This window comes from Candidatus Cardinium hertigii (assembly GCF_003788695.1).
The window spans coordinates 12,345-33,871 of the sequence record NZ_RARA01000019.1; the positions used below are offsets into that span (position 1 = coordinate 12,345).

19 protein-coding genes and 1 pseudogene (1 of these 20 only partly in view) are annotated in these 21,527 nt (G+C 35.1%); 12 read left to right on the top strand and 8 right to left on the bottom strand.

The window, feature by feature from the left end; translation table 11 throughout:
* A pseudogene (locus EDM02_RS01310) lies at positions 1-29 on the bottom strand (PD-(D/E)XK nuclease domain-containing protein) (it extends 280 nt beyond the left edge of the window).
* Positions 30-1,395: 1,366 nt separating this feature from the next.
* Between EDM02_RS01310 and EDM02_RS01315 the strand changes: the two are divergent.
* Entirely contained in the window at positions 1,396-3,135 is a 1,740-nt protein-coding gene (locus EDM02_RS01315; protein ID WP_123662474.1) for a hypothetical protein, read from the top strand.
* A gap of 296 nt (positions 3,136-3,431) precedes the next feature.
* Here EDM02_RS01315 and accD read toward each other — a convergent pair whose 3' ends face one another.
* Both accD and lysS read right to left on the bottom strand, forming a co-directional pair.
* Positions 3,432-4,292, bottom strand: coding sequence for an acetyl-CoA carboxylase, carboxyltransferase subunit beta (accD, locus tag EDM02_RS01320; RefSeq protein WP_123662476.1), 861 nt, complete (start codon positions 4,290-4,292; stop codon positions 3,432-3,434).
* A gap of 95 nt (positions 4,293-4,387) precedes the next feature.
* Positions 4,388-5,914: a lysine--tRNA ligase gene (gene lysS, locus EDM02_RS01325; protein WP_123662478.1), complete on the bottom strand. Its 1,527-nt coding sequence runs from the start codon at positions 5,912-5,914 to the stop codon at positions 4,388-4,390.
* Between the two features lie 313 nt (positions 5,915-6,227).
* Between lysS and EDM02_RS01330 the strand changes: the two genes are divergently transcribed.
* The 9 genes from EDM02_RS01330 to EDM02_RS01370 all read left to right on the top strand — a co-directional run bounded on the left by EDM02_RS01330 (position 6,228) and on the right by EDM02_RS01370 (position 15,187).
* Entirely contained in the window at positions 6,228-7,853 is a 1,626-nt protein-coding gene (locus EDM02_RS01330; RefSeq protein ID WP_221179585.1) for an OstA-like protein, read from the top strand.
* 54 nt (positions 7,854-7,907) lie between these two features.
* The gene (locus EDM02_RS01335) at positions 7,908-8,588 is read left to right on the top strand and encodes an outer membrane protein assembly factor BamD (protein ID WP_123662482.1); all 681 of its coding nucleotides are present in this window, start codon (positions 7,908-7,910) and stop codon (positions 8,586-8,588) included.
* A 40-nt stretch (positions 8,589-8,628) separates the two neighbouring features.
* Positions 8,629-8,958 carry a DNA-directed RNA polymerase subunit omega gene (locus tag EDM02_RS01340; RefSeq protein ID WP_123662484.1) on the top strand — a complete coding sequence of 110 codons (330 nt, stop codon included), beginning with the start codon at positions 8,629-8,631 and terminating at the stop codon, positions 8,956-8,958.
* 564 nt (positions 8,959-9,522) lie between these two features.
* Positions 9,523-10,125: a hypothetical protein gene (locus tag EDM02_RS01345; protein WP_123662486.1), complete on the top strand. Its 603-nt coding sequence runs from the start codon at positions 9,523-9,525 to the stop codon at positions 10,123-10,125.
* Positions 10,103-10,861, top strand: a complete 759-nt coding sequence (locus EDM02_RS01350) for a DUF6048 family protein (RefSeq protein ID WP_148053550.1) — start codon at positions 10,103-10,105, stop codon at positions 10,859-10,861. The genes EDM02_RS01345 and EDM02_RS01350 overlap by 23 nt, the downstream gene beginning before the upstream one ends.
* Before the next feature lie 46 nt (positions 10,862-10,907).
* Entirely contained in the window at positions 10,908-11,561 is a 654-nt protein-coding gene (locus tag EDM02_RS01355) for a signal peptidase II (protein WP_260214971.1), read from the top strand.
* 714 nt (positions 11,562-12,275) lie between these two features.
* On the top strand, positions 12,276-12,878 hold the full coding sequence (locus EDM02_RS01360; protein WP_260214972.1) for a signal peptidase II: 603 nt from the start codon (positions 12,276-12,278) through the stop codon (positions 12,876-12,878).
* Positions 12,879-13,350: 472 nt separating this feature from the next.
* A complete protein-coding gene (locus EDM02_RS01365) occupies positions 13,351-14,565 on the top strand; it encodes a hypothetical protein (RefSeq protein WP_148053551.1) in 1,215 nt (404 codons plus the stop codon).
* A 139-nt stretch (positions 14,566-14,704) separates the two neighbouring features.
* Entirely contained in the window at positions 14,705-15,187 is a 483-nt protein-coding gene (locus EDM02_RS01370) for a CvpA family protein (protein WP_123662492.1), read from the top strand.
* A gap of 83 nt (positions 15,188-15,270) precedes the next feature.
* Here the strand turns inward: EDM02_RS01370 and EDM02_RS01375 are convergent, their stop codons facing one another.
* Both EDM02_RS01375 and EDM02_RS05625 read right to left on the bottom strand, forming a co-directional pair.
* The gene (locus EDM02_RS01375) at positions 15,271-16,413 is read right to left on the bottom strand and encodes a leucine-rich repeat domain-containing protein (protein WP_123662494.1); all 1,143 of its coding nucleotides are present in this window, start codon (positions 16,411-16,413) and stop codon (positions 15,271-15,273) included.
* A 109-nt stretch (positions 16,414-16,522) separates the two neighbouring features.
* The gene (locus EDM02_RS05625) at positions 16,523-16,696 is read right to left on the bottom strand and encodes a hypothetical protein (protein WP_184891073.1); all 174 of its coding nucleotides are present in this window, start codon (positions 16,694-16,696) and stop codon (positions 16,523-16,525) included.
* 773 nt (positions 16,697-17,469) lie between these two features.
* Between EDM02_RS05625 and EDM02_RS01380 the strand changes: the two genes are divergently transcribed.
* On the top strand, positions 17,470-18,684 hold the full coding sequence (locus EDM02_RS01380) for an MFS transporter (protein WP_123662496.1): 1,215 nt from the start codon (positions 17,470-17,472) through the stop codon (positions 18,682-18,684).
* Between the two features lie 70 nt (positions 18,685-18,754).
* Here the strand turns inward: EDM02_RS01380 and EDM02_RS01385 are convergent, their stop codons facing one another.
* Both EDM02_RS01385 and EDM02_RS01390 read right to left on the bottom strand, forming a co-directional pair.
* The gene (locus tag EDM02_RS01385; RefSeq protein ID WP_123662498.1) at positions 18,755-19,582 is read right to left on the bottom strand and encodes a BPL-N domain-containing protein; all 828 of its coding nucleotides are present in this window, start codon (positions 19,580-19,582) and stop codon (positions 18,755-18,757) included.
* 216 nt (positions 19,583-19,798) lie between these two features.
* Positions 19,799-20,458: an Rpn family recombination-promoting nuclease/putative transposase gene (locus tag EDM02_RS01390; protein WP_123662499.1), complete on the bottom strand. Its 660-nt coding sequence runs from the start codon at positions 20,456-20,458 to the stop codon at positions 19,799-19,801.
* A gap of 74 nt (positions 20,459-20,532) precedes the next feature.
* Between EDM02_RS01390 and EDM02_RS01395 the strand changes: the two genes are divergently transcribed.
* Positions 20,533-20,973 carry a hypothetical protein gene (locus tag EDM02_RS01395; protein WP_184891074.1) on the top strand — a complete coding sequence of 147 codons (441 nt, stop codon included), beginning with the start codon at positions 20,533-20,535 and terminating at the stop codon, positions 20,971-20,973.
* A 98-nt stretch (positions 20,974-21,071) separates the two neighbouring features.
* Here EDM02_RS01395 and EDM02_RS01400 read toward each other — a convergent pair whose 3' ends face one another.
* Positions 21,072-21,437, bottom strand: a complete 366-nt coding sequence (locus EDM02_RS01400) for a YraN family protein (RefSeq protein ID WP_123662503.1) — start codon at positions 21,435-21,437, stop codon at positions 21,072-21,074.
* Positions 21,438-21,527 lie beyond the last annotated feature (90 nt).

A 21,527-nucleotide genomic window follows, 5' to 3' on the forward strand; every position in this document is an offset into this window, starting at 1 on the left:
TCTACTGGGCCTATGTCATTATCGTCCATGTCCGATTCTGAAAGCAATTCTACAGATGGAGATAGTGGGTATGCGCGCGTCTTTCCAAATGTGGTACAACTATCTGCTTTAGATGTACATGGTGTATCTGGGTCAGTATCTCACCATACCTCCCCACCGCCTCCGCCTCCGCCGCTGCCTCCATCACTATTTACACGAAAAGTTGCGAATAGTGCGTCTGTAGGACAAAAATTTCAGGCTCAGTTGCAGTATCGGCACATTCCACAGGCTCAGTTGAATAAGAGCCAGTCAAGGTACAGAAGTCGTCCACAATCCTCTGATACATCTAACCGCATAATGAATGAACTGAATGAAAATAAATTGTTCGCAAAGCGTAGGGCAAGTCAAGATGTTCAAAGCTAAAGTGGAAGCTTAATCCATAGTTAGATGAAGTTGTACCTTTCTTAACAAGGATTTGTAACTTTTGTACTGCAATAACCGCAATAAGCATATAGTTATATAGAGGAAGATCTCTATATAACCTTAGCCGTAGTGCACAAATATTAAAATCATTTGTATGCCACCTACGGCTAAGTTGCTTCCACCTAACGTATCTTACTGGATACAATACCCCTACCATTCGCGCATAGACCACACGACTGAACGGACAATGGCGTCAACTTAAGGTTTAGCTGTTATTGATAACCAAGTAGAATAGGAGGGTAGGCTAATCATGAATTGCCTTAAGTTGACGCCATTGACTGAACGGATACGAAAATAAAAAATAGCCTTATCTAAATACTACGTATTGGGTTGCAATTTTCATTTTTTTTTTATACCATAAATTTATGAGCTTATTATAGCTGCATCTATCGTAGCAAGATAATACAGTTATTGTACAGCTTACAAAAACAATAAAACAAAACAACACTATGATTTCTAAAATCAAAATTAAAGCAATCCGAAAAAGAGGTATGCATCCAAAGATCATACAAGTAACTGATCTTTTTTATCTCAAACTGGGTGAAGCTAATTAGTTATCTACTTTCCTATAAATCTTGCATCTATCGTTGATAGCCTTTTGGAATCTTTGTCCGCAGGGTTTCTATTGCTCTAGACCGGTATCTATTTCTATTTATTAAATAGCTGAATACATATTAATTACTTAGTGTATTTAAATGTAATGGATTTGTAATGCAGTAGGGTATGGATTTAATAAAGCGAAAACAAGACATAGCCAGATAGCTTATGGCTAAGTGCAATAATGTGCGCATCTGAACATGTTCCATATTGCGTGGCATACTAACTATATACGGTACATACTGATTACATACTGATAGCGTAAGCATTACTATTGTGTAGCAAGAAGTAACAATATAAAAGCATAACAAATAACAATAATAATAATAAATAACTATGATTTATCAGATTAATAAATTTAAGTCAATCCTAAGGGGGGGGAGGACTTCAAAGGTAATTTTGCCGGTTATTGGTTCTTTTATATTTGGCTTTAAGGAGTGTGGTGGAATCAATAGCCTAAGTTCCCTAAGTCCTAGGAAGTCCGCAGCTAAATATATTCAAGAAAAATCTCACATACCAGTAGGTTATAGTTCGTTAAGAGGCGTAAGTTGTTTGGATAACGATAACCGTTTGGGCCTTATAAGGGTAGAGAGAAACAATAAAGCTGGGGGAGATACATCCACAGTAGCAGCAGGATTACTTTTTTATGCCCCTAAGGATTGTACCCATTTTTCTGCTATTTACCTTTCTCCCAAAGGGCTTACTTTGGTAGATAGTGACGGTAATACTGTGGGGGTTAAGAACCTAATAGAGGTGGAGGGGCATTTGCTTGATGTGCTATCTAAGCAAGCACATCCATTATTTGATGTAAATCAGAATACTTTAAAAGTTTTCCATACTACCGATACGATTGGTTCCAGTTTGATAGATTATGGAATAATATCTTCTACTGAGTTTAAAAAGGTAATAAATGGGAACAGTATATCACTCAAGGGTACCGTAAAGGGAATAAAACTTAAGAAGGTTGACCAGGTCGGTTGTATTTTTATGCAAAAAGGTAGTAAGCTAATTGATTTGATAAAAAATATATTAACCAATACCATTGAATGGGCAGCTACGGCGGTCCAGACGAAAGATTATATGATTTGTCCTTCTTCAGTTGTGGGGGATACATTAGAATCTATTGCGAGTGGGGATGGTATAGATTTGACAAGTTATAGTATTACGTATGGTTATATTAAAAAAGATAACTATTATCGCTTGATACCTTTAGATAAGGTAGTAACATCTGAGAAAAGAGCTGAAAGTGATAATTCTGATAATGTCTATCCAAATTTATCGAAAGTGGAATCTAAGCCAGGTCAATCTCCCATAAATGCTATAGTTGGACGAAATAAAGGTAGCATAAATCAAAATAATAAATCAGATGCTGAATCTGGTTATGAATCTGAAATAGATCCTTCTCTTAATGATATAGCTGGTCAAGATGCAAATACTGGAGTTAAAAATAATGCTGAGGCGCTAACATTATTTAAACCTAAAAATGAACAAGTAGAAAGTACAGATACCGTAACACAAAAAGGAGCGCATGAAGCAGTTTCAGAACATTTTATCGCATCTACAGCTAGTAGCAGCAAAACGCTAGAGACCCCATTTACGCTAAATCAAGCATCTCCACCGCCACTGCCCGTACCTCTATCAGTTTTTCTATCGTCCCGTGAAGATACATCAACGTCCGACTATAAGTTAGGTGAATATGAGGGAAATAAAAATAATATATATCATGAACGTGATGCTGATATACAAAAGGGGAAGGATGAGCGGCTTAAAATACTACTAGAGGTACTCTCGACAAATAAGGAGGCGCTAGCGGAATGTAAGCAAAGGTATGAGAAGGGGCTAGAGGAATTTAAGGAGCTAAAGGAATTTAATAAGCAAAGGTATATAAAGGATGTGGAGAGCGTTTCTGATTCTGAGTCTGATTCTGAGTCTGATTCTGAGTCTGAATGGGATGACTTTTCTGAGTCTGGAGAGGAGAGCGTTTCTGAATCTGAAGGGAATAATTCTTTTAAATCTACGCTTGATCAAAAAAAGGTATCCGTTCAGTCGTGTGGCCAATTAGAAATAGCGCAATAATGAAAGTTTATAGAAAATGCGCCTTGAAAAAACTGTGGAAAGAAAAGAAATGAAAAAAAACAAAAGAAAATCACTTTGTCTGAGCTCCGTAGGAGCGAGATTTGATTTTCGTTTTTTTTCATTTCTTTTCAGCAGTTTTTTCACCAGCGCTTGATTTTTTTTGGCTACTTTTTTTGATCAAGCAAAAAAAGTAGCTTTAAAATTAAGTAGCTTTAAAATAAGTAGTTTTTAAAAAAATGTATAAAATCATCAATAATCTATAAAATACGGCTGCCACGCACGTGAACGGCTGCCACTTATGCCAGCATTTGTAAAAGCAGGGTTAGGGTTGCTTTTAATTTTCGTCTATCTACAATCATATCCAAAAATCCGTGTTCCAATAAGAATTCTGCACGTTGAAAACCTTTAGGTAATTCTTGTCCAATGGTTTCTCGAATAATACGTGGACCTGCAAAACCAATAAGAGCGCCTGGTTCAGCCATATTGATATCGCCTATCATGCCAAAAGAAGCTGTTACACCCCCTGTAGTAGCGTCCGTTAGTAATGAGATATAGGGGATTTTTGCATGGGCTAATTGTAGTAATTTTGCAGATGTTTTGGCCATTTGCATAAGGGAAAATCCACCTTCCATCATTCGACAACCACCAGATTTAGAAATAATCAGTAAGGCTGTTTTGTGTTGTAAACAGTGGTTTACTAATTGTGCTATTTTTTCTCCAACCACACTGCCCATAGAACCTCCAATAAAAGCAAAATCCATACAGGCAATGGCAAGCGGTAGGTTATTAATGGTTCCATAAGCGGTTCGTATGGCATCTATTAAATCTGTTTGTGTTTGGGCTTGTTGCAGCCGTTTTATATAGGATCTGTTGTCTACAAAATGCAGGGGGTCTGCAGATTGAAGTGTTGCATTGAGTTCTGTGAATGTATTTTCATCAAACAAAATAGAAAAATATTCCTTTGATCCAATGGGTAAATGATATCCATCATCTGGAACAACCTGTAGATTTTCTTGCAATATTTTACTGTGTACAATTTTTCCTTTCGGTGTTTTAATCCAAAATCCATCTGGTAATTCTTTTTTGGCTGAACTTGGCGTTAGAATTCCTTTTTTCTTTCGCTTAAACCAGCTTAGATTATCGTTTATTACATTCATAAAGTGTGCGCAACATTAGTAACTGATCTCAAGCCTACATTAAGTTAGGTATTATTTGTATTCAACCGTACATCTAAATTTTTTATGGATTTTCATTATGGGTTTTCAGGCCGCATCTGCGGGAAAAATATTACATCTTGAATAGAATTTGAGTTGGTCATGATCATAGTTAAGCGATCTATACCTATGCCAATACCCACTGTCGGAGGCATTCCATAGCGTAGAGCTTTTAAAAAATCATGATCTACAACCATGGCTTCTTCATCGCCACGTTCTCCCAATGAGCGTTGTTCTTCCAATCTCTGCTGTTGATCTATAGGATCATTCAATTCAGAGAAAGCATTGCAAATTTCTTTACCAGTGCATATAACTTCGAATCGTTCAGTCAAGTCTGGATTATCTCGATGTCGTTTGGCTAAAGGGGACATTTCAACTGGGTAGTCGGTTATAAAAGTGGGCTGAATAAGATAAGGTTCACACTTTTTGCTAAAAATTTCATCTATAATTTTACCTTTAGCTAAGTTGTCTCCTACATGGACATGGAGTGTGCCTGCCACTGTGCGTAGTGCAATCTCATCCATAGCACGTATATCATATCCTGTAAAATGATGGATTGCTTCGAACATCGTAAAACGTTTCCAAGGTCTTTGGAAATTGATAAGATGTGGACCAAATGGAACAGTTGTGGTACCATGTAAAGCCAGTGCTACTTGCTCAATCAATTGTTCTACATAATCTATCATCCAAATATAATCTTTGTAGGCAACATACAATTCTACTTGGGTAAATTCTGGATTATGAAAACGGGACATGCCTTCATTTCTAAAGTCTTTGGCAAATTCATAAACACCATCATATCCACCAATAATCAATCGTTTTAAATATAGCTCATTGGAAATACGCAAATATAAAGGCATAGCCAGGGTGTGGTGATAGGTGGTAAAAGGACGTGCCGATGCACCTCCATAAATGGGTTGAAGGATAGGTGTTTCAACTTCTAAATAACCTTGCTGGTTCAAAGAAGTTTTAATGGTATGGATCAACTTTGCCCTCTGCTCAAATACTTTGCGTACCCCTGGATTCACAATCAAATCAACATATCTTTGTCGATACCGTTGTTCTGGATCTGTAAAGGCATCATACGCTTGAGCGCCTTCTTTGGTAATCACTTCTTTAACAATGGGCAGTGGTGTAAGTGCTTTGGTTAATAATTGCAGATGGGTTACGTGAACAGTTATAACACCTACTTGCGTCATAAAGACGAATCCTTTTACTTCAATAATATCACCTATATCTAGTAATTTCTTAAAAAAAATATCATAGCAGCTCTTGTCCTCTTCAGGGCAAATAGCGTTTTGTTGTATATAGAGCTGAATGCGTCCACTAGCATCTTGTAACTCTACAAAAGAAGCTGCACCCATAATTCTGCGCCCCATAATACGGCCCGCTAGTACTACATGGCTATAGTTGGCTTTATTTTCCTCTTTGTATTGGGTAAGAATCGTTTCTGCTTTTGTATGTAGGTGACCAGCAGAGGAGGAAGGATAAGGAGGAATCCCCATTGCTTCTAATGCCTCTTTTTTCTGGGTTCGGATGATTTCCTGTTCACTCAGCTCATGCATGATTTTTTTATAAAATATGGTGTATGGGCTTGAATATACTAATTTTAATGCATTGGGTCTGTCTACTTAAGTGTGTAAATTTTTTTATAAGCTTTAGGCCAAAATTTAGTATCCGTTCAGTCGTGTGGCCAATTAGAAATAGTGCAATAATGCAAGATCATAAAAACGCGCCTTGAACAAAGCTGTTATTAGAAAATTTCAGTCTGAGAGGTAGAAATGGTATAGTACTATAGTAGTCTACTTATAAGTAGTGTATTTAGATGATCATCTCTATTTTTTTATTACATTTGTATTGGATAATCTATTTATACTTTTGAAAAAATGGTACAAAATTAAAGTGTTGAAAAGAAAAAGCCATCTTATTTTATCTCTTTTTTTATACTTACTACTTTTAGTAGGATTTCCTTTTGCAGCTTTAACTAAAGAAGAAGATTCTGTTGTTTATAGTGCTAAAGAACTAGAGCATGCTGTTGTAAATAACAAGGCCTGTAAGATATTAGCGGGCCATGTTATGTTTACTTTTCAGCCTAGTGGTATGGTATTAACAGCGGATAAGGCTTATCAATATGATGATACAAAGCAAATAGAGGCGTGGGGAAATGTTAAAATAATGGATAAGGAAGGCGAAACCATTCAGGCTGATTTCCTGAGTTATGATTTAGAAAAAAAGTTGGCTGTTTTGGAAAAAAATGTAGTGTGCTTATCTAAAAAAGCTAAATTTTATACGTCAAAATTGATCTACCATACAGAAACAAAACAAGGTGAGTTCTTTCAAAATGGTAAATTAGTACAAGATCAACTGGTTTTAACCAGTTGTACCGGGGCCTATAATGGCGCAGGCCATACCGTCACCTTTTCTAAGGAGGTTGTACTGGTAGATCCTAGTTACCGGTTACATTGTGATCAGTTGTGTTATAATACCAAACAAGAAATAGTGTATTTAGAGGGGCCTACTAAAATTATACAAGAAGATAGCGAGCTGACAACGGAGCAAGGAGGTACCTATTCAGTACCTAAAAAACATCTTGTTTTTAACCATGGGACACTTACTACCAAAGATGTCTGCCTGGTAGCAGATTCCTTAGAGGTTTTTGATGGAAAAGATTGTGCTGCTACAGGGCATATATTGCTGCAGTCTAAGGCGCACGATGCTGTAATTGTGGGTGAACAGGCTACTTATATTGAAAAAGAAAAAAAAGCAGAAAGAACCGGGCATCCATTATTAACAAAGGTTACGGGTAATGAAACCATGTATTTACGTGCAGACACTTTTATTGCTTTAGAAAAACCACAAAAAGAAAAAGAAAAAGAAGGGGCGAAAGAAGGGGCGAAAGAACAAGAAATTCATGCATTACATAATGTAAGACTCTATCAAGAAAGTTTACAAGGCATGGCGGATGGCGCTGTTTATAATTCTGGTGAGAATACTATTCATTTTCATAATAAACCAATAATATGGTGTAGTGGTTACCAGATCACAGGAGAAGAGGTTTACTTGGTGATAGAGGAAGAGGAGCAAGTGAAAATGTTTGTAAATAAAAATTTATTTATGGCATCAGCTGATCCGGTTGGTAATTATAATCAAGTTAAGGGAAATAAGATGGTTGCGCATTTCAAGGAGGGGGCTGTAGAAACCATGTCCGTAACGGGTAATGGGGAGAGTCTCTATTTTACCCTTGGAGATAACAATGAGCTGATAGGTATGAATCATATCAAGTGTGATAGTATGGAAATGCGTATGATAGAAAATGCATTAGAACGTATGGAATTTAAACCTGAGCCCGTTGGGATATTTTATCCAGCAGAAAAGGTAGAAGAAGAACTCATGCAGTTGCCTGGTTTTGATTGGCATGGTGAACAATTGCCTACAAAAGCAAATATTTTAGAGGATCCCGTTAAACCAGAGGTTCCCATTGAACGCTCAGAATCAGAAGGATAGGACCCTAGTTGGGTAAGATACATACATACATTTATATTTTAAACTGGACTTTTTATGTGTAGACGTAAACATATATTTTTTTTATTGCTTGTTTCCTGTTTTGCAGGGTATAGTTTTTCCTTGTCTGCTAAGCGTGAGCCGGTTGATAAGCAAAAGTTGATTTTAAAGAAAAAAGAGCAAGTAGTGCGTTTGTATACACGAAAGCTTTATGCAAAAGCAAATGAACGAATAGAGGAGCTGTTACTCCTTCTTACCAGCCGTACAGATCGTGCAGAGATGTTATTTTATCAAGCTTATGGTAATTATTATCAGAAAAATTATTTAGATGCTTCTGATCAATTTCATCTATTTGTAAAACAATATCGATCTGCTCCGCAGGCAGAAGAAGCTCTTTTTATGCGTGGATATAGCTTGGCTTGTGAAGAAGTAGATACGCGTCTTGACCAGACTATTACTGAGGATGCTATCCATTGTTTAGAGCAGTATCTGGCTGTTTATCCACAAGGGCGTTATATAGACAGGGCTGCCCAAACTTTGCAAGCTTTACAAGAGCGTTTTATGAAAAAAAGTTTTGAGAATGCCCAATTTTACTTTCGTTTGGGATATTATAAGGCGGCCATTGTCGCCCTTACAAATTTTGAGAAAACCTATCCAGATTCTTGTTTCCAAGAAGCCGTATGTCGTCTATTGACAAAGAGTCATGAAAAATTGGCTATAAAAGAAACGACCAACTAGTTGACTACTAGACTTACTTTTTTAAAATATATTTATTATTATGAGCTTGAATAAAAAATTATACTTAGTACCTAGAAATGTACATGAATTAATTGCCCCTACTGGCAATATTTATGAAACTACCGTTATCATTACCAAGCGTGCTAAACATATTGCGATGCATATGAAAGAGGAGCTGGATCGTAAATTAGAGGAATTTATGCTTATTTCAGACGAAAAAGATAGCATAGATGCCCATAGGCAATATGAGATTACGCAAAGTTATGAGCGTCTACCTAAGCCTGTTTTAGAAGCCACTAGAGAATTTTTAGAAGGAGACATTGTTTTCCGCTATATGCATGATGCAGAGCAAGCTGGAGGGGATAGTTGATAATCAAGCGGCTATACATCATACAACAGGCAAAAGTATTTCCACTTTATCTGTATGCACATTAATCCGTACAATGGTTTTGTCCTTTCTTGGTGTGTATGGTCACTACATGCGCTTCATCGCACCAACTGGGCGTTAAATAATAACCAGCTGTTCTGTTGCGTTGCATTATCTATTTTTTTGAGAACTTTTGTCTGAGCTCCGCAGGAGCGAAATTTGATTTTTAGTTTTTTTTCTTTATTTTCAGCATTTTTTTCACTAGTATTTGATTTATTGGGGGCTACTTTTTTTGATCAAGCAAAAAAGTAGCTTTAAAATGAAGTGTTTTTTTAAAAAAATGGATAAAATTGTCAATTATTACATATTAGCCATTTGCTATAATCTAAATCTATAAAATATGGTGCCACGCACGTGAACGGACAATGGCGTCAACTTAAGGCAATTCATGATTAGCCTACCCTCCTATTCTACTTGGTTATCAATAACAGCTAAACCTTAAGTTGACGCCATTGCGTGAACGGATACGCCTCAAATCTCTATTTGTAAATTTTTTTCTGTATACTTATGACATTTTTGGTTTCTATTCTTTCCAAATATCTCCGGCAATTTTTTATCCTTTTGTGGCTATTGGGTGTATTATCATGTAAGGATTTTAAATCTTGGGAGAGTAAATATGCTGATCAGGTAATTATTAAATTTGAACAAGAAAAAGATAAATATATTCCGAGCAAGCTAAGATGGCTGCATAGCGCAAAACTTAAGAATGAAAAATTTATATGTAAGCTACCTGTTTTAAAACGAAACCCAGCTAAAAATCAGTCAGCTCAACCAGGAGCACCTACAGAAGAATTAGATACCATACTCGTTAAAGAAAATAAATTAGACCTCGATCCAACTGCCAATTCCGTGCATTTTGTTGTATATAATGACCATTACTATCACAAGGTTATTATTGATTATGAGCGTATAATTTCTCTTATTTCTCCTAAAGCAGGAGGTTGGCAAATACAATATCTTATTAAGAATGTTCGATTTAATACTGAAAATAATGGAAGAAAGCCTATTTTTAAGGAAGTTTGGAATCCTGCACAGTCTATAGAATCAAAAAATGCAGAGGACAAAACTAATCATAACAAGAAGATAAATGTTATTACGATATATTACTAAGGCGTTTCTTTGTATCGTTTTCTTTTTTATTGCTTCTAGGCAGGTATGGGCAAAGAGTAAAATTTCAAAAAATACTATTTGGCCAACTACTTTGTATCTTGGTATAGATGTAGCTAAAACTTGCTGTGGTTGGTACCTGAAAACAGGTAATGCATATGAAATCAATGGATCTATTGACTTCAGTAGAATTTTATTGGATGTAGATTATGGATCTGGGGATATCTGGCGTGGTTATACCCATCCAAAAGGGGCAGCAGGAGGTTCTTTTTATTCCCATTCAGATGGCCGTTATTTTAGGGTAGGCTTGGGATGGAATTGTTTAAGTCCGACGTTGCACCGTAATCAGTTTTTTGTAGGATTGCGTTATGCCAGGAGTTTCTTTGATTTTCAATTGGATAGTAATAGGATAAGCTGTAACCACAAAGCAAAGAAACTTTGTGAGGAGCAGTGTATAGTTGCACCTGATTCTTTTCGGAATGTGAAAAATTCCGGAATAGTACATTGGTGGGAACTTGTGATAGGCGGGAAGGTACGTTGCATTAGTATGCTATCTATTGGTTGCACCGCCCGTTATAAGTTTTTTGAAAAAATAGAAGGTAAGTTTTCTTATGTGCCAGTTGATATTCCAGGTTTTGGATTAAGTGAAGATGATTATGCTTTTGGCTGTAGTGTGTATGTGCTAGTTAATATTCCGCTACAGAAAAGGGAAAAAGAAATGGTAAATAACGTAAAATAGGCTTTAAAAGGTGCAATGTTAGCCTATTGATTTATAAATAAAGATTATGAAAAATAATAGCATACCGATGTTTTGGATGTATGGTACTATGAAGAATGCTTTAAAATACGTTTTAGTATTGTTGTTAATTATTCTTGCAGATCAAGGATCTAAACTTTGGGTATATGGCCATATGGAGCTAGGTCCAAATGGACATATTAAGCTCTTTGGTAATTTGTTTAAGCTTACCTATGTCCTAAATTATGGAATGGCTTTTGGGATCCAGCTTGGGTTTAAGTATGGTAAGCTATGTATAACGCTGGTTCGTATAGCTGCTTCTATGTATATCGCTTTGCATATTATACGAGCAGTGGCTAGATCAGCCCCGCGTATGTGGATTTGGGGGTGGATTTTGGTTTTAGGCGGTGCTATTGGGAATGGTATAGATAGCGTTTTGTATGGTGTTTATTTGGATAATGCTCCTTTTGATGCGCCCATGAAATGGTTTCACGGACAGGTAATTGATATGATCCATCTTGATTTTTGGTCTGGCATTATGCCCAGCTGGGTGCCTATCTGGGGAGGGCAAGAGGCCTGTGTGCTGCCTATTTTCAATATAGCAGATGTATCCATTTTTTTGGGATTATTATTTATTTTTTGCTATTGCAAACAGGTAGACGCATATGAAAAAAAACATAAGGTACCTGATATGGTTGTATAAGTATCTGTGTAAATAATCACATAACCAGATATCATTTAGGTATATGTTAGAAATTATTTTTAATGATTTCTTTTTATCCTGATATAAAAAATGACCCGAAGTATACGTTCACCTGCGTGGCAGCGATATTATAGATTATAGCAAATGACTAATATTTAATAAATAATGATTTTATCCATTTTGTTAAAAACGACTTCTTTTAAAGCTACTTTTTTTGCTTGATCAAAAAAAGTAGCCAAAAAAAATCAAGCGCTGGTGAACAAAGCTGTTGAAAATTTCAGCCTGAAAGCTGAAAATCAAAACTCGCCTAGGCTTGCAGCCTTGGGCTCAAACAAGTTGATTTTCTAATAGCTTTCAGACTAAAATTTTCTAATCACAGCTTTGTTCAAGGCGCGTTTTTTATAATCTTGCATTATTATGCTATTTCTAATGGGTACGAACACGGATATATAAGCCACATGACTGAACGGATACAACCCGAATGCTATTCGCTACTTTTTGCAAGGCAGATGGTAGCATATTTTTTAAACCATATATGTGTATGGATATATATTTGTATAAGGAGGGTACGGAAGTAGATATCACATTATATATCAGTATAAAAGTAATGGTTAATAAATAGCAAACGGATGGGTTCATGTATATTTTTAATTTTGTAACATACTAATACCAATGGTCAATTTTAATATTTTCACACTCATTACATCATGGGTTTTGCAACACAAAGCGTATATAAAAAATGTTATAAAATGCTTTTCTATTTTATTGCTTATTATTCTTGCAGATCAGGCATTGAAACTTTGGGTGTTTCATAATATGGAAATGGGAACGGAGGGACAGATTAATATTTTGGGCAATGTTTTGAAGCTTACGTATGTTTTAAATCCTGAAATGGCTTTTAGCCTTAATTTGGGAGTTAAATATGGAAAATTATTGGTAACTACTTTACGCGTTTTGGCTTCCTTATGCATTCTTGGATATGTTATGCAGTTTTTAAGAAAAATCGCCCCTACAACTAAGTTGTGGGGATGGATTTTGGTTGCAGGTGGTGCTATTGGGAATAGTATAGATAGCGTTTTGTATGGTGTTTATTTGGATAATGCTCCTGCTAATGCGCCCATGAAGTGGTTCTATGGTCAGGTAATTGATATGATTCATGTGGACCTTTGGTCTGGCGTTATGCCCAGTTGGTTACCTATTTGGGGAAATTGTTACGTGTATTGTCTGCCTGTTTTTAACATAGCTGATATAGCTATATTTATTGGATTATTAATCGTTTTATGCTGTATGCATCCAGAAACTCATACAACAAGTTAAGAGTGAAACTATAACTATAATAGTATAGAAGAGGTGTCAACGTAAATAATTTAAGTCCATACCTTTCAAAAAGATATGTTAGCAAACATAGGTACGCCAAAAGCATCAGAAGACTTGTTAGATTTCTATTAATAATTTTACGTCGTAAATATTGTTTATAAGCATTGTATTTTGTATAATATAGAGGTAAACGATGGTTTTTTAATCAACTAGCCACTACTGAGATGGTCAGTATAAATAGTTTTGAATGGTTTCTTGTGAAGCTGCGATCAGGGCTCAGGTTATATCTGTTATAAGTTTGTTTTACTGTATTTTTAACATAATTAATTATATTGCTATGAAAATTAAAATGGCGTTATTAGGTTTGTGCTTTACCAGTAGCATAATGCATTCTGTGTATGCTGATCTTGATCAAGATGCGTTTGAAACAGAAGCATACGAACCAAAAGAAGAGGAGTTGGTTATAATACCAATGGAAGATGAGCAAAGTGTTCTAAAAGAAGATGAAAATGAACATTTCAGTAAATTAAATGGTGATCTTGTTATGGGGCCATTTTCTATGGTTTTTCAAGAAAAGGCTGCCCATGACCTTAAAATTAAAAATGATACAAAGGCAAAATTAGGTATCAAGGCAGAGGTACCGGAAGTATTGGGCGATGCAAATGCAGTTATAAACATAGTGCTCAAATTGGATAGAAAATCAGTTATGTGTAAAGAAGCTGCTGTAACGGTTGGACCATTCACATTAGGCTATTGCGGCAGTATTTTTAGTTACCAAAAGGCTAATCCTTTTTTGCTGATCTCTACAGATGCAAGTGTAATGCAATTGAAAGTTGATCACGCTTGGGATAGTTTGCGTTTGAGCTATGGTATTGAAAGTCCTATTGAGTTAAAAGTAGGATGGTTTGATAAGAACAAGGTAACAACAGAAGAGGAGGAAGAGAAGGAAGATAAAAAAGAGACGGAAGATAAAAAAGGTAAAAAAGAAAAAGAAGAAGAAATCGTTAACCAGCTGGATGATCCAAAGAAAAAGCCAAAACCTTTCTTTCTGATTAAGGATAGTTTTCCGGCTTTAGGCATAAGTATAGGGACTGAGAATGACTGTTCAAATGTGGCATTAAATGCTTTAGGTCGGCTTACTGACTATACCTATCCTGATGCTACAAATCCTAAGAAGAAAAATTTACCACGTATGTTGCATTTTACGTGGGGTGTAAATTTAGGTATGCAGTTTAAGCTAGCCCCTGCATGTACTATTACAGGGCAGGGCGTTTATGTTTATGGTTTAGGTGATTATATAGCTGGGCTTGCGTCAATCCAACAAGAGGAAGAGCGCAAGGAAATGTGCGCCGTCTATTATTCTGATAAAAACCAGAATGTATTAACTAATATTGAGGCAGTTGGGGTTGGAGGAACGTTGGAATATGAGGTAACACCTCAATGGAAGTTGACTGCCGCTGGTTCTTATCTCAATACGGATTGTATTTTGAATACAGACAAAAAGTTCAAGCCAGATACAGCCTTTAAATCTCAATGGCAAGTAAGAGCTCCAGAAATTTCCTATAAGCTCAGTAAGCGTTTGGTTGTTTCGCTGTTATATGATTTGACAAAGGAGTCTAAAATAGATCCGTCAAAAAATGAAGAAGCCATCCATGCAATTGCTGGAAAGGTGAAATTTAGTTTCTAAACGGGTTACAGTGAACCTGTGAATAACTGGTAATAAGCCATTTAGCTAATGGCCTTTTATACTAGTCATCGGTATATGAACAACATAAGCGTAGCTATTAAGGCTTATATTTAAGAAGCAGAGTTAATAAAATGTCACCATGAATAGTCTTGATATTTTACTGATTATACTACTTATGTGGGGAAGCTATGGTGGGTTTAAAAAAGGGTTTATTGCAGAATTGGTTTCTTCCTTATTGCTAGTATTTGGTTTAATAAAGGGCGTAGCTTTATTCCATATACTACTTCCTATAGTTGAACGTAAAATGCCTACTTTGGCTACCTCTCTCCCTATTTCTATTTGTTTGGTAATTCTGATGATTTCCGTAGGAGGTGGAATTATTTACTTATTAACAAGGATCATTAGAGGAATTTTAAGTATTACCTTTTTAGGTATATTTGATAATGTTTTAGGAGCATTATTTGGTTTATGCAAATCTGCATTTCTAATAAGCTTGTTAATTTACGTTTGGGACTGTGTAGCTCCTTTGTCTTCAGCCTATATAGACAATAGCGTACTATGGCCCTTAGTAGAACCTATTGTTCCAAAAATTTTACAATCTAAAATACCTATTCATCTATAATCGTTTGACCATATTCCGAAGCAAATATACATTAAATATGTGTCCATTCACACCCCTAGCAAGCATATCAGTAGATAAATTTATTATCCAATCAAACCACCACCATCTGGGATTAAACAGTATCCTCTTCGTCGGATAACGGGGGAGATATGGGAGTTATATATTATTAAACCAAGTTCATCAGAGTTATATTCTTTAATTTTTATTTCTACTTGTATATTAGATCTTGCTTTATTTAGATCTAAGTTGTTTTGCATCATGGTGCGTATACATGCTCTTTGTAACCCATTTTCATGGTACAAGGTATCGTGCGGATAAGCGATTTCTGAATTAAACCAATCAACTAAGTTTCTTGAACCCTTAGGACCCCAGCACGAAACTTTACGTATTTTTGTATCGCTTAACGTAGCAAGCAATTCTTTCATGCTTTCTAAATCCCAAGAGCTAAAACCATATGTACAAAAATTCAAACTATCAACGGCGGTGTGCTGAAGTGAAGAGAATGCTGTACGTAAGGTGGGCAATGCTACTGCATCTAAATTATTGCCATCTAAATGTAAGCAACGTATAGCTGTATTATTCTTAAGTGCAGAAAGTAGGGGAACTATATTATCTGCTATATGGTTACCAAACAGTTCCAATTTTTCAATCTTAGTATCCTTGAGTTTAGAAAATGCTGTATCCAATAGCTCCGCTTGGACCCGGCCTAAATTATTCCCAGATAAATCTAATTCACGCAGCGTTTTGTTATTCACAAGTGCAGAAAGTAGGTGAACTACATTATTTGCTAAATGGTTATCCTGCAGTTCCAATTTTTCAATCTTTGTATCCTTGAGTTTAGAAAATGCTGTATTCAATAGCTCTGCTTGTACTGCGCCTAAATCAGCTCCTTCTAGCTTTAGGCTATGAACAGCTGTACCTTTAAGAGCAGTAAATATCGCATCAAGATATTCACCTGATGGATTTTCAGAAGAGCAATGTACGGTAAGCTCGGAGCACGGTGCCTTACACAGGTAAGCTACCAGCCTGACCAGTAGATTTTGTAACTGCAAAGTGGATACGTATTTTCTATGTAGCTTATCCAAGTATATACATATACCGATATTCGGTTGACCACTCCAGCACCAGCATCTATTATTTTCATTGACCAATTGCATGAGTTCCAGATCATTAATTTTTTCTTTATTTTCAAATAAATCTGTTGTTGAACTGCTTGCCAATGCCATGTCGTTTGAAGTACCTATACCTTGCCGTACTTTGGTACATCCATTGAAGACTAGGAAAAAAATTAGTAAAAAATACATAATTGGTTTTTTAAATTAAATATATTAGGCTCTATAGCATAGAAACGGCTACTGCTTGATTTTTTGGATTGCTTTTTTGATCAAACAAAAAACTAGAGCTAGGAAAAGCACAAGATAGTTGTTCCTGACAAGAAAAGTTACTTACCAATCCCTCTATGGTTAAATGAATAGCGTTGGTTAAGCCGGCTATCCCACCAGCTATCATAATAATTCCCATTGAAAACATGTAAAAAAATCTAATATAGATACATAGCTGGTAAAATCGTTCTGATTTACTGAAATACAATTTTATAAAATATATAGTTAATAACCAAAATGGAAACAGTCTCTAGTAGCCGTTTGTTTGCATGGAATATATTGATTATGAATTTAATATTGGCAAATAATTTTATTCAGCTTAACAAATAATTTTATTTAGCTTATTTTTCATCGTATCCGTTCAGTGGTGTGACCTATGCGTATCCGTGTTCGTCAATTAGCAATAGTGCCATAATAGAATATTATAAAAAAGGCGCCTTGAAAAAACTGTGGAAAGAAAAGAAGGGAAAAAAATCAAAAGAAAATCACTTCAAGGCCGTTGCAATAGACAATTTAAAATTATACATAGAAGCAGTACGCGACGTATCCGTTCACTTGCGTAGCAGCCATATTTTTTAGATTATAGCAAATGGCCAATATTTAATAAATATTTATTAATTTTTAATAATTGATGATTTTATCAATTTTTAAGAAATTACTTCTTTTCTTTTAAAGCTATTTGTTTGCTTGTTTGCTTGTTTGCTTGAACAAAGCCAGTGTCGTGAGCAGAAACTAAAAAACTTTATATGATTTTTTATACGAGTGTTTGATCGCTTACACGCTTTTTGATCAAGCAAAAAATGTGGAAAAAATACCCTTAAAACAATAGAACTATTAAACAATTTGAACATATAAAGCAGTACTAATTACGTTAGGTGAAAGATTAACACAATTATATTAATGATTCATAACCATATTTTTTCCTATTGTTTATTCTTTTTAGGATATGTATTACTCTCGTTAGCAAGACAAACTATCCCAATTGTTTTGCCTTTGCTAATAAACCTTGTTTATACAGATCCTCTAGCATTAAGTTATTTTTTTGCATGGTATTCTTTTTTTTATGGGATTTTTAAATTTGTAAACGGAATAATAATGGACTTAAAAAATTGTCCATTATTTATGTTTGGCTTAGGTCATATTATTTCCGGATTAGCCACTATTAGTATCCCGTTTTTATATAAAAACCTAATTTTATTATTATTTGTATTAATGTTATTAGCTTGGGCACAAGCAATGGGCTGGCCAGCTATTACAAAATTTATAATCAAAAATTTTGATAGTTGTGCTATGGCATCACTATGGGGAATCATGAGCGTATCTCATCAACTCGGTTCTTGTGTAGGCTTAATTTTACTACCAAGTATCATCAGATATAGCATCAAAAATGTATTCTTATATAGTGGTTCTTTATGTTTATTTTTTGGGATTTATATAATCCTGCATGCTAGCTTCAGCAGAAAAAAAAGCCATCTTCGTCATCTTGCTACCTACCAAGCACCTATTTCTACAGGTCAAGCGCGTAAGTTGTTAAAATTTTTTGTCGATATGAAAATTTCATCTTCTATTCTTCTGCTATGTTGCGCTACTTTTTGTGTTTATATTGTAAATATGGGCATTTTCTTTTGGTTTCCTTTAATCTTAAAAGATATATTACAGGTATCTCTTTTAAAATCTTCTCTAATAACAGGTATACATGATTTAGGTGGGATGATAGGTGCTTTAATTACAGGAAAGTTAAGTGACGTATATTTTTCTAAAAAAAGGAATGTACTTGCGGTAATTTATATGCTTATTACCGCATTTATTTTTATTGTAATGAATTTTTATCAAAACCCTATTTTTTTATACTTGAATGCTGCTTTATCTGGATTTCTTATATGGGGTGTACAAGTACTTACAACTGTTATAGCCACAGAAATTGCACCTAAAAATAATGTATGTACAATGGTAAGTTTAACAGGGTTATTTGGATACATTTCAACTTCAATATTCTCATGTGTAGTTTTAGGATTAGTTGTCAAATATTTTGGTAATAACTTTGTGTTTTTATTCTTTTGTATTTGCTCAGTTATTGCATCTATTTGTTTCGCTAGTTTATTAAATAAACACTAAAAATTCAATTTAAGTTAACAATTGTATACTCAGAAAAGAAAATACATTATTGATGACAAACTTTAATTGTCTATTGCAACGGCCTTAGGCTGTTTAAGTCCAAGGCCGCAGGCCTTGGACGAATATGCTCTGTTTGCTCTATACCTAACATGGTAAGCATTAATGTAGCAAACGCAATGCTTGCTTCTTCATATTTGTGTAAAACCGGAGCAATCTTTAATAGATATTTGTCATTAAGCGTAAATAATTTATAAGAATATTCAAAATGTACCGCTGATAAAATCACAATGCCATTTTTATATTTAATTTTTAATATAGCAGGGAGCATGCTATTATTTCGTTTGTAAAACGCTAAAACATTAACATTATCATATAATGATGTGTTTTTAAAATAGGCCCCCCCATTATAATAAAAAGCTATTTCATTAAAATTACTGTTTTTTATTACTTCCCTATTTAAGTATAATAGAGCAGCGCGTGCGCCGCTGTTTGTGTGGTAATCATATGTTGCCAAAACTGGACCAATCGCTTCGCCTAAAAAAAATGCCAGTTCTCTTTTTCCTATAACTTCTAATGGACCACCTGCATCGAATCGAATAAAGCTAGATGCGTAATAGGCTCCTGCACATATGCCAAGATAACTTCCGCCATTTTCTATATACTTTTTAATCGTACGATTGCCTGCTCCATTTAGTTTTTTGGCATAGGGAATATCTGCTCCTCCCGGCATCACGAACAAAGCAGCATTTTTTGTCCATGTTTCTTTTATAATTTCTTGAGCGTTAATACATTGCAGTTTATAAGCGGGTGCTATATCGCTTAATGTATATACAGTTTGCCGTAGTGACTCCGTACTAACTCCATCATCATTATATAAGTATATATACCGTAGTGACATTGGAAAAAGCAATAATATTATACGGCGTATAGGTAGCTATAGCAATTGTAAATTGTAACAAATACAGCCTTTTTATAAGGTAACTATAAAATAGTCGTTGTGCATAAAATTATAAAACACATCATGTCATGCATATGACGCTATCCATTAGTGAACGAATAGATACTAACCCATTGAGGCATACGGTATGCCTCAATTATCGCAGGGAATAAGCCGCTATAAACACTGTTTAAGTGTACGAATAAAAGAGATATCAAGTCCAGTAATATGCGCAATAAGGGTATGATCCATATTATTAGCTAACATCTTTTGTGCTATTTCAGCTTTTTCTTTCTCTATACCTTTCTCTATACCTTTCTCTATACCTTTCTCTATACCTTTCTCTATACCTTTCTCTATACCTTTCTCTATACCTTTCTCTATACCTTTCTCTATACCTTTCTCCATACCTTGTATGATCCCTTGTTGCATCCCTTCATCAATATATTTTTGCGCAATGGTTCGCATAATCGTAACGGTTTCTTCTTTAGATAAATGACTGGAAATGATCCGTTCTAATTCTTTCTGTTGCGCTTCTGGTAACTTTGCATCAGTATACCATAATAACGCCTTTATACAAAGATAATTTTTTTCTTTATCTATTAGAACGGCATATGGGCATTTTGACAAAAGTTCTGCCCATACTTTTAACAAATCCCGTTTATGAATGTATTTGAGCATATATTCAAACATACCCAACTGTTTTTTCTTTAGGATCTCATCTTCTGGCATGCTTTGTAAATCAATCAGCTGATAATCTTCTGTCATGAGTTTTTTAGCGTGTTCAGGATGGCTAAACAATTGCCATAAATTTCTGGGTGCATTATANGTTGTTATTTAATCTTAATTCGGCGCAAAAAACGATCAGCTGCGTTTTTTTCAATATTTGTGCAGCAACAGCATCAGACTTATTGTTTGATTATAAAACAGGGATGTTATGCGGTATACCACAAAAAAAGATGTATCGTTATCAGTGGATAGGATTGATTGCCACTTCATTTGGAATTGGTATCTGCCTATGGTTGCTGTTTATCCATCTTCCATTGGGAACAGAGGCTCTTTTTGCCCAAAGAAGTAAAGCAAAAGCATTATTACTCCAATCCCTAGATTTTAATCTTTCTATTGTAAGTTTAGGGTGCCTGTTTGGGTGGATGTTAAAAAAAATTAAATTAAATCCAAGCATGGTTTTGGGGGGGCTACTTATGCCTAATAGTATCACATGTGGGCTTTTGTTAGGCAGTCTTTCTACCCTGATTTTTAAAAATAAAGATAAGGCGCAACCGATCTGCGCAGGTATTCTGGCAGTAGAAGCCCTCTGGGTAATTATTTCCATTTTTTCAGGGATGATATAGCGTATCTGTTTACTTGCGTGGTAAGGATATTATTAGTATCCGTTCAGTGGTGTGGCCAAAATCTATACAATATGGCTACCACGCCAGTGAACAGATACTTAATAAAAGCCATCTTCCAAGTGTACTACCTCAATACCTTCGTTTTTACTTCCTAAAATAGATATAATATCAAAACGCACCGCTTTATTGTAGTGTTGGATGCGTAAATAATGGGCTGCAGCTAATCGAATAAAACGCATTTTCTTTTGGTTAACAAAATTTTCTGGATGACCAAATAAATTATTTTTACGAGCTTTGACTTCAACAAAGACGATAAGTTGATCTTTCTTAACAATAAGATCTATTTCGAATCGTTTATAACGAAAGTTCTGATCCAAAATACTAAAACCTTTTTTTACTAAATAATCTGCTGCAACAGCTTCTGCATATTGACCAAAAATTCGAGAAGCATTTTTCATTGGCATAGTATAGTATAGTATAGTATAGTATAGTATAGTATAGTATAGTATGTAAAGTAGTTCAGCGCATTATACGTAACTAGAGCTGATTTGGAT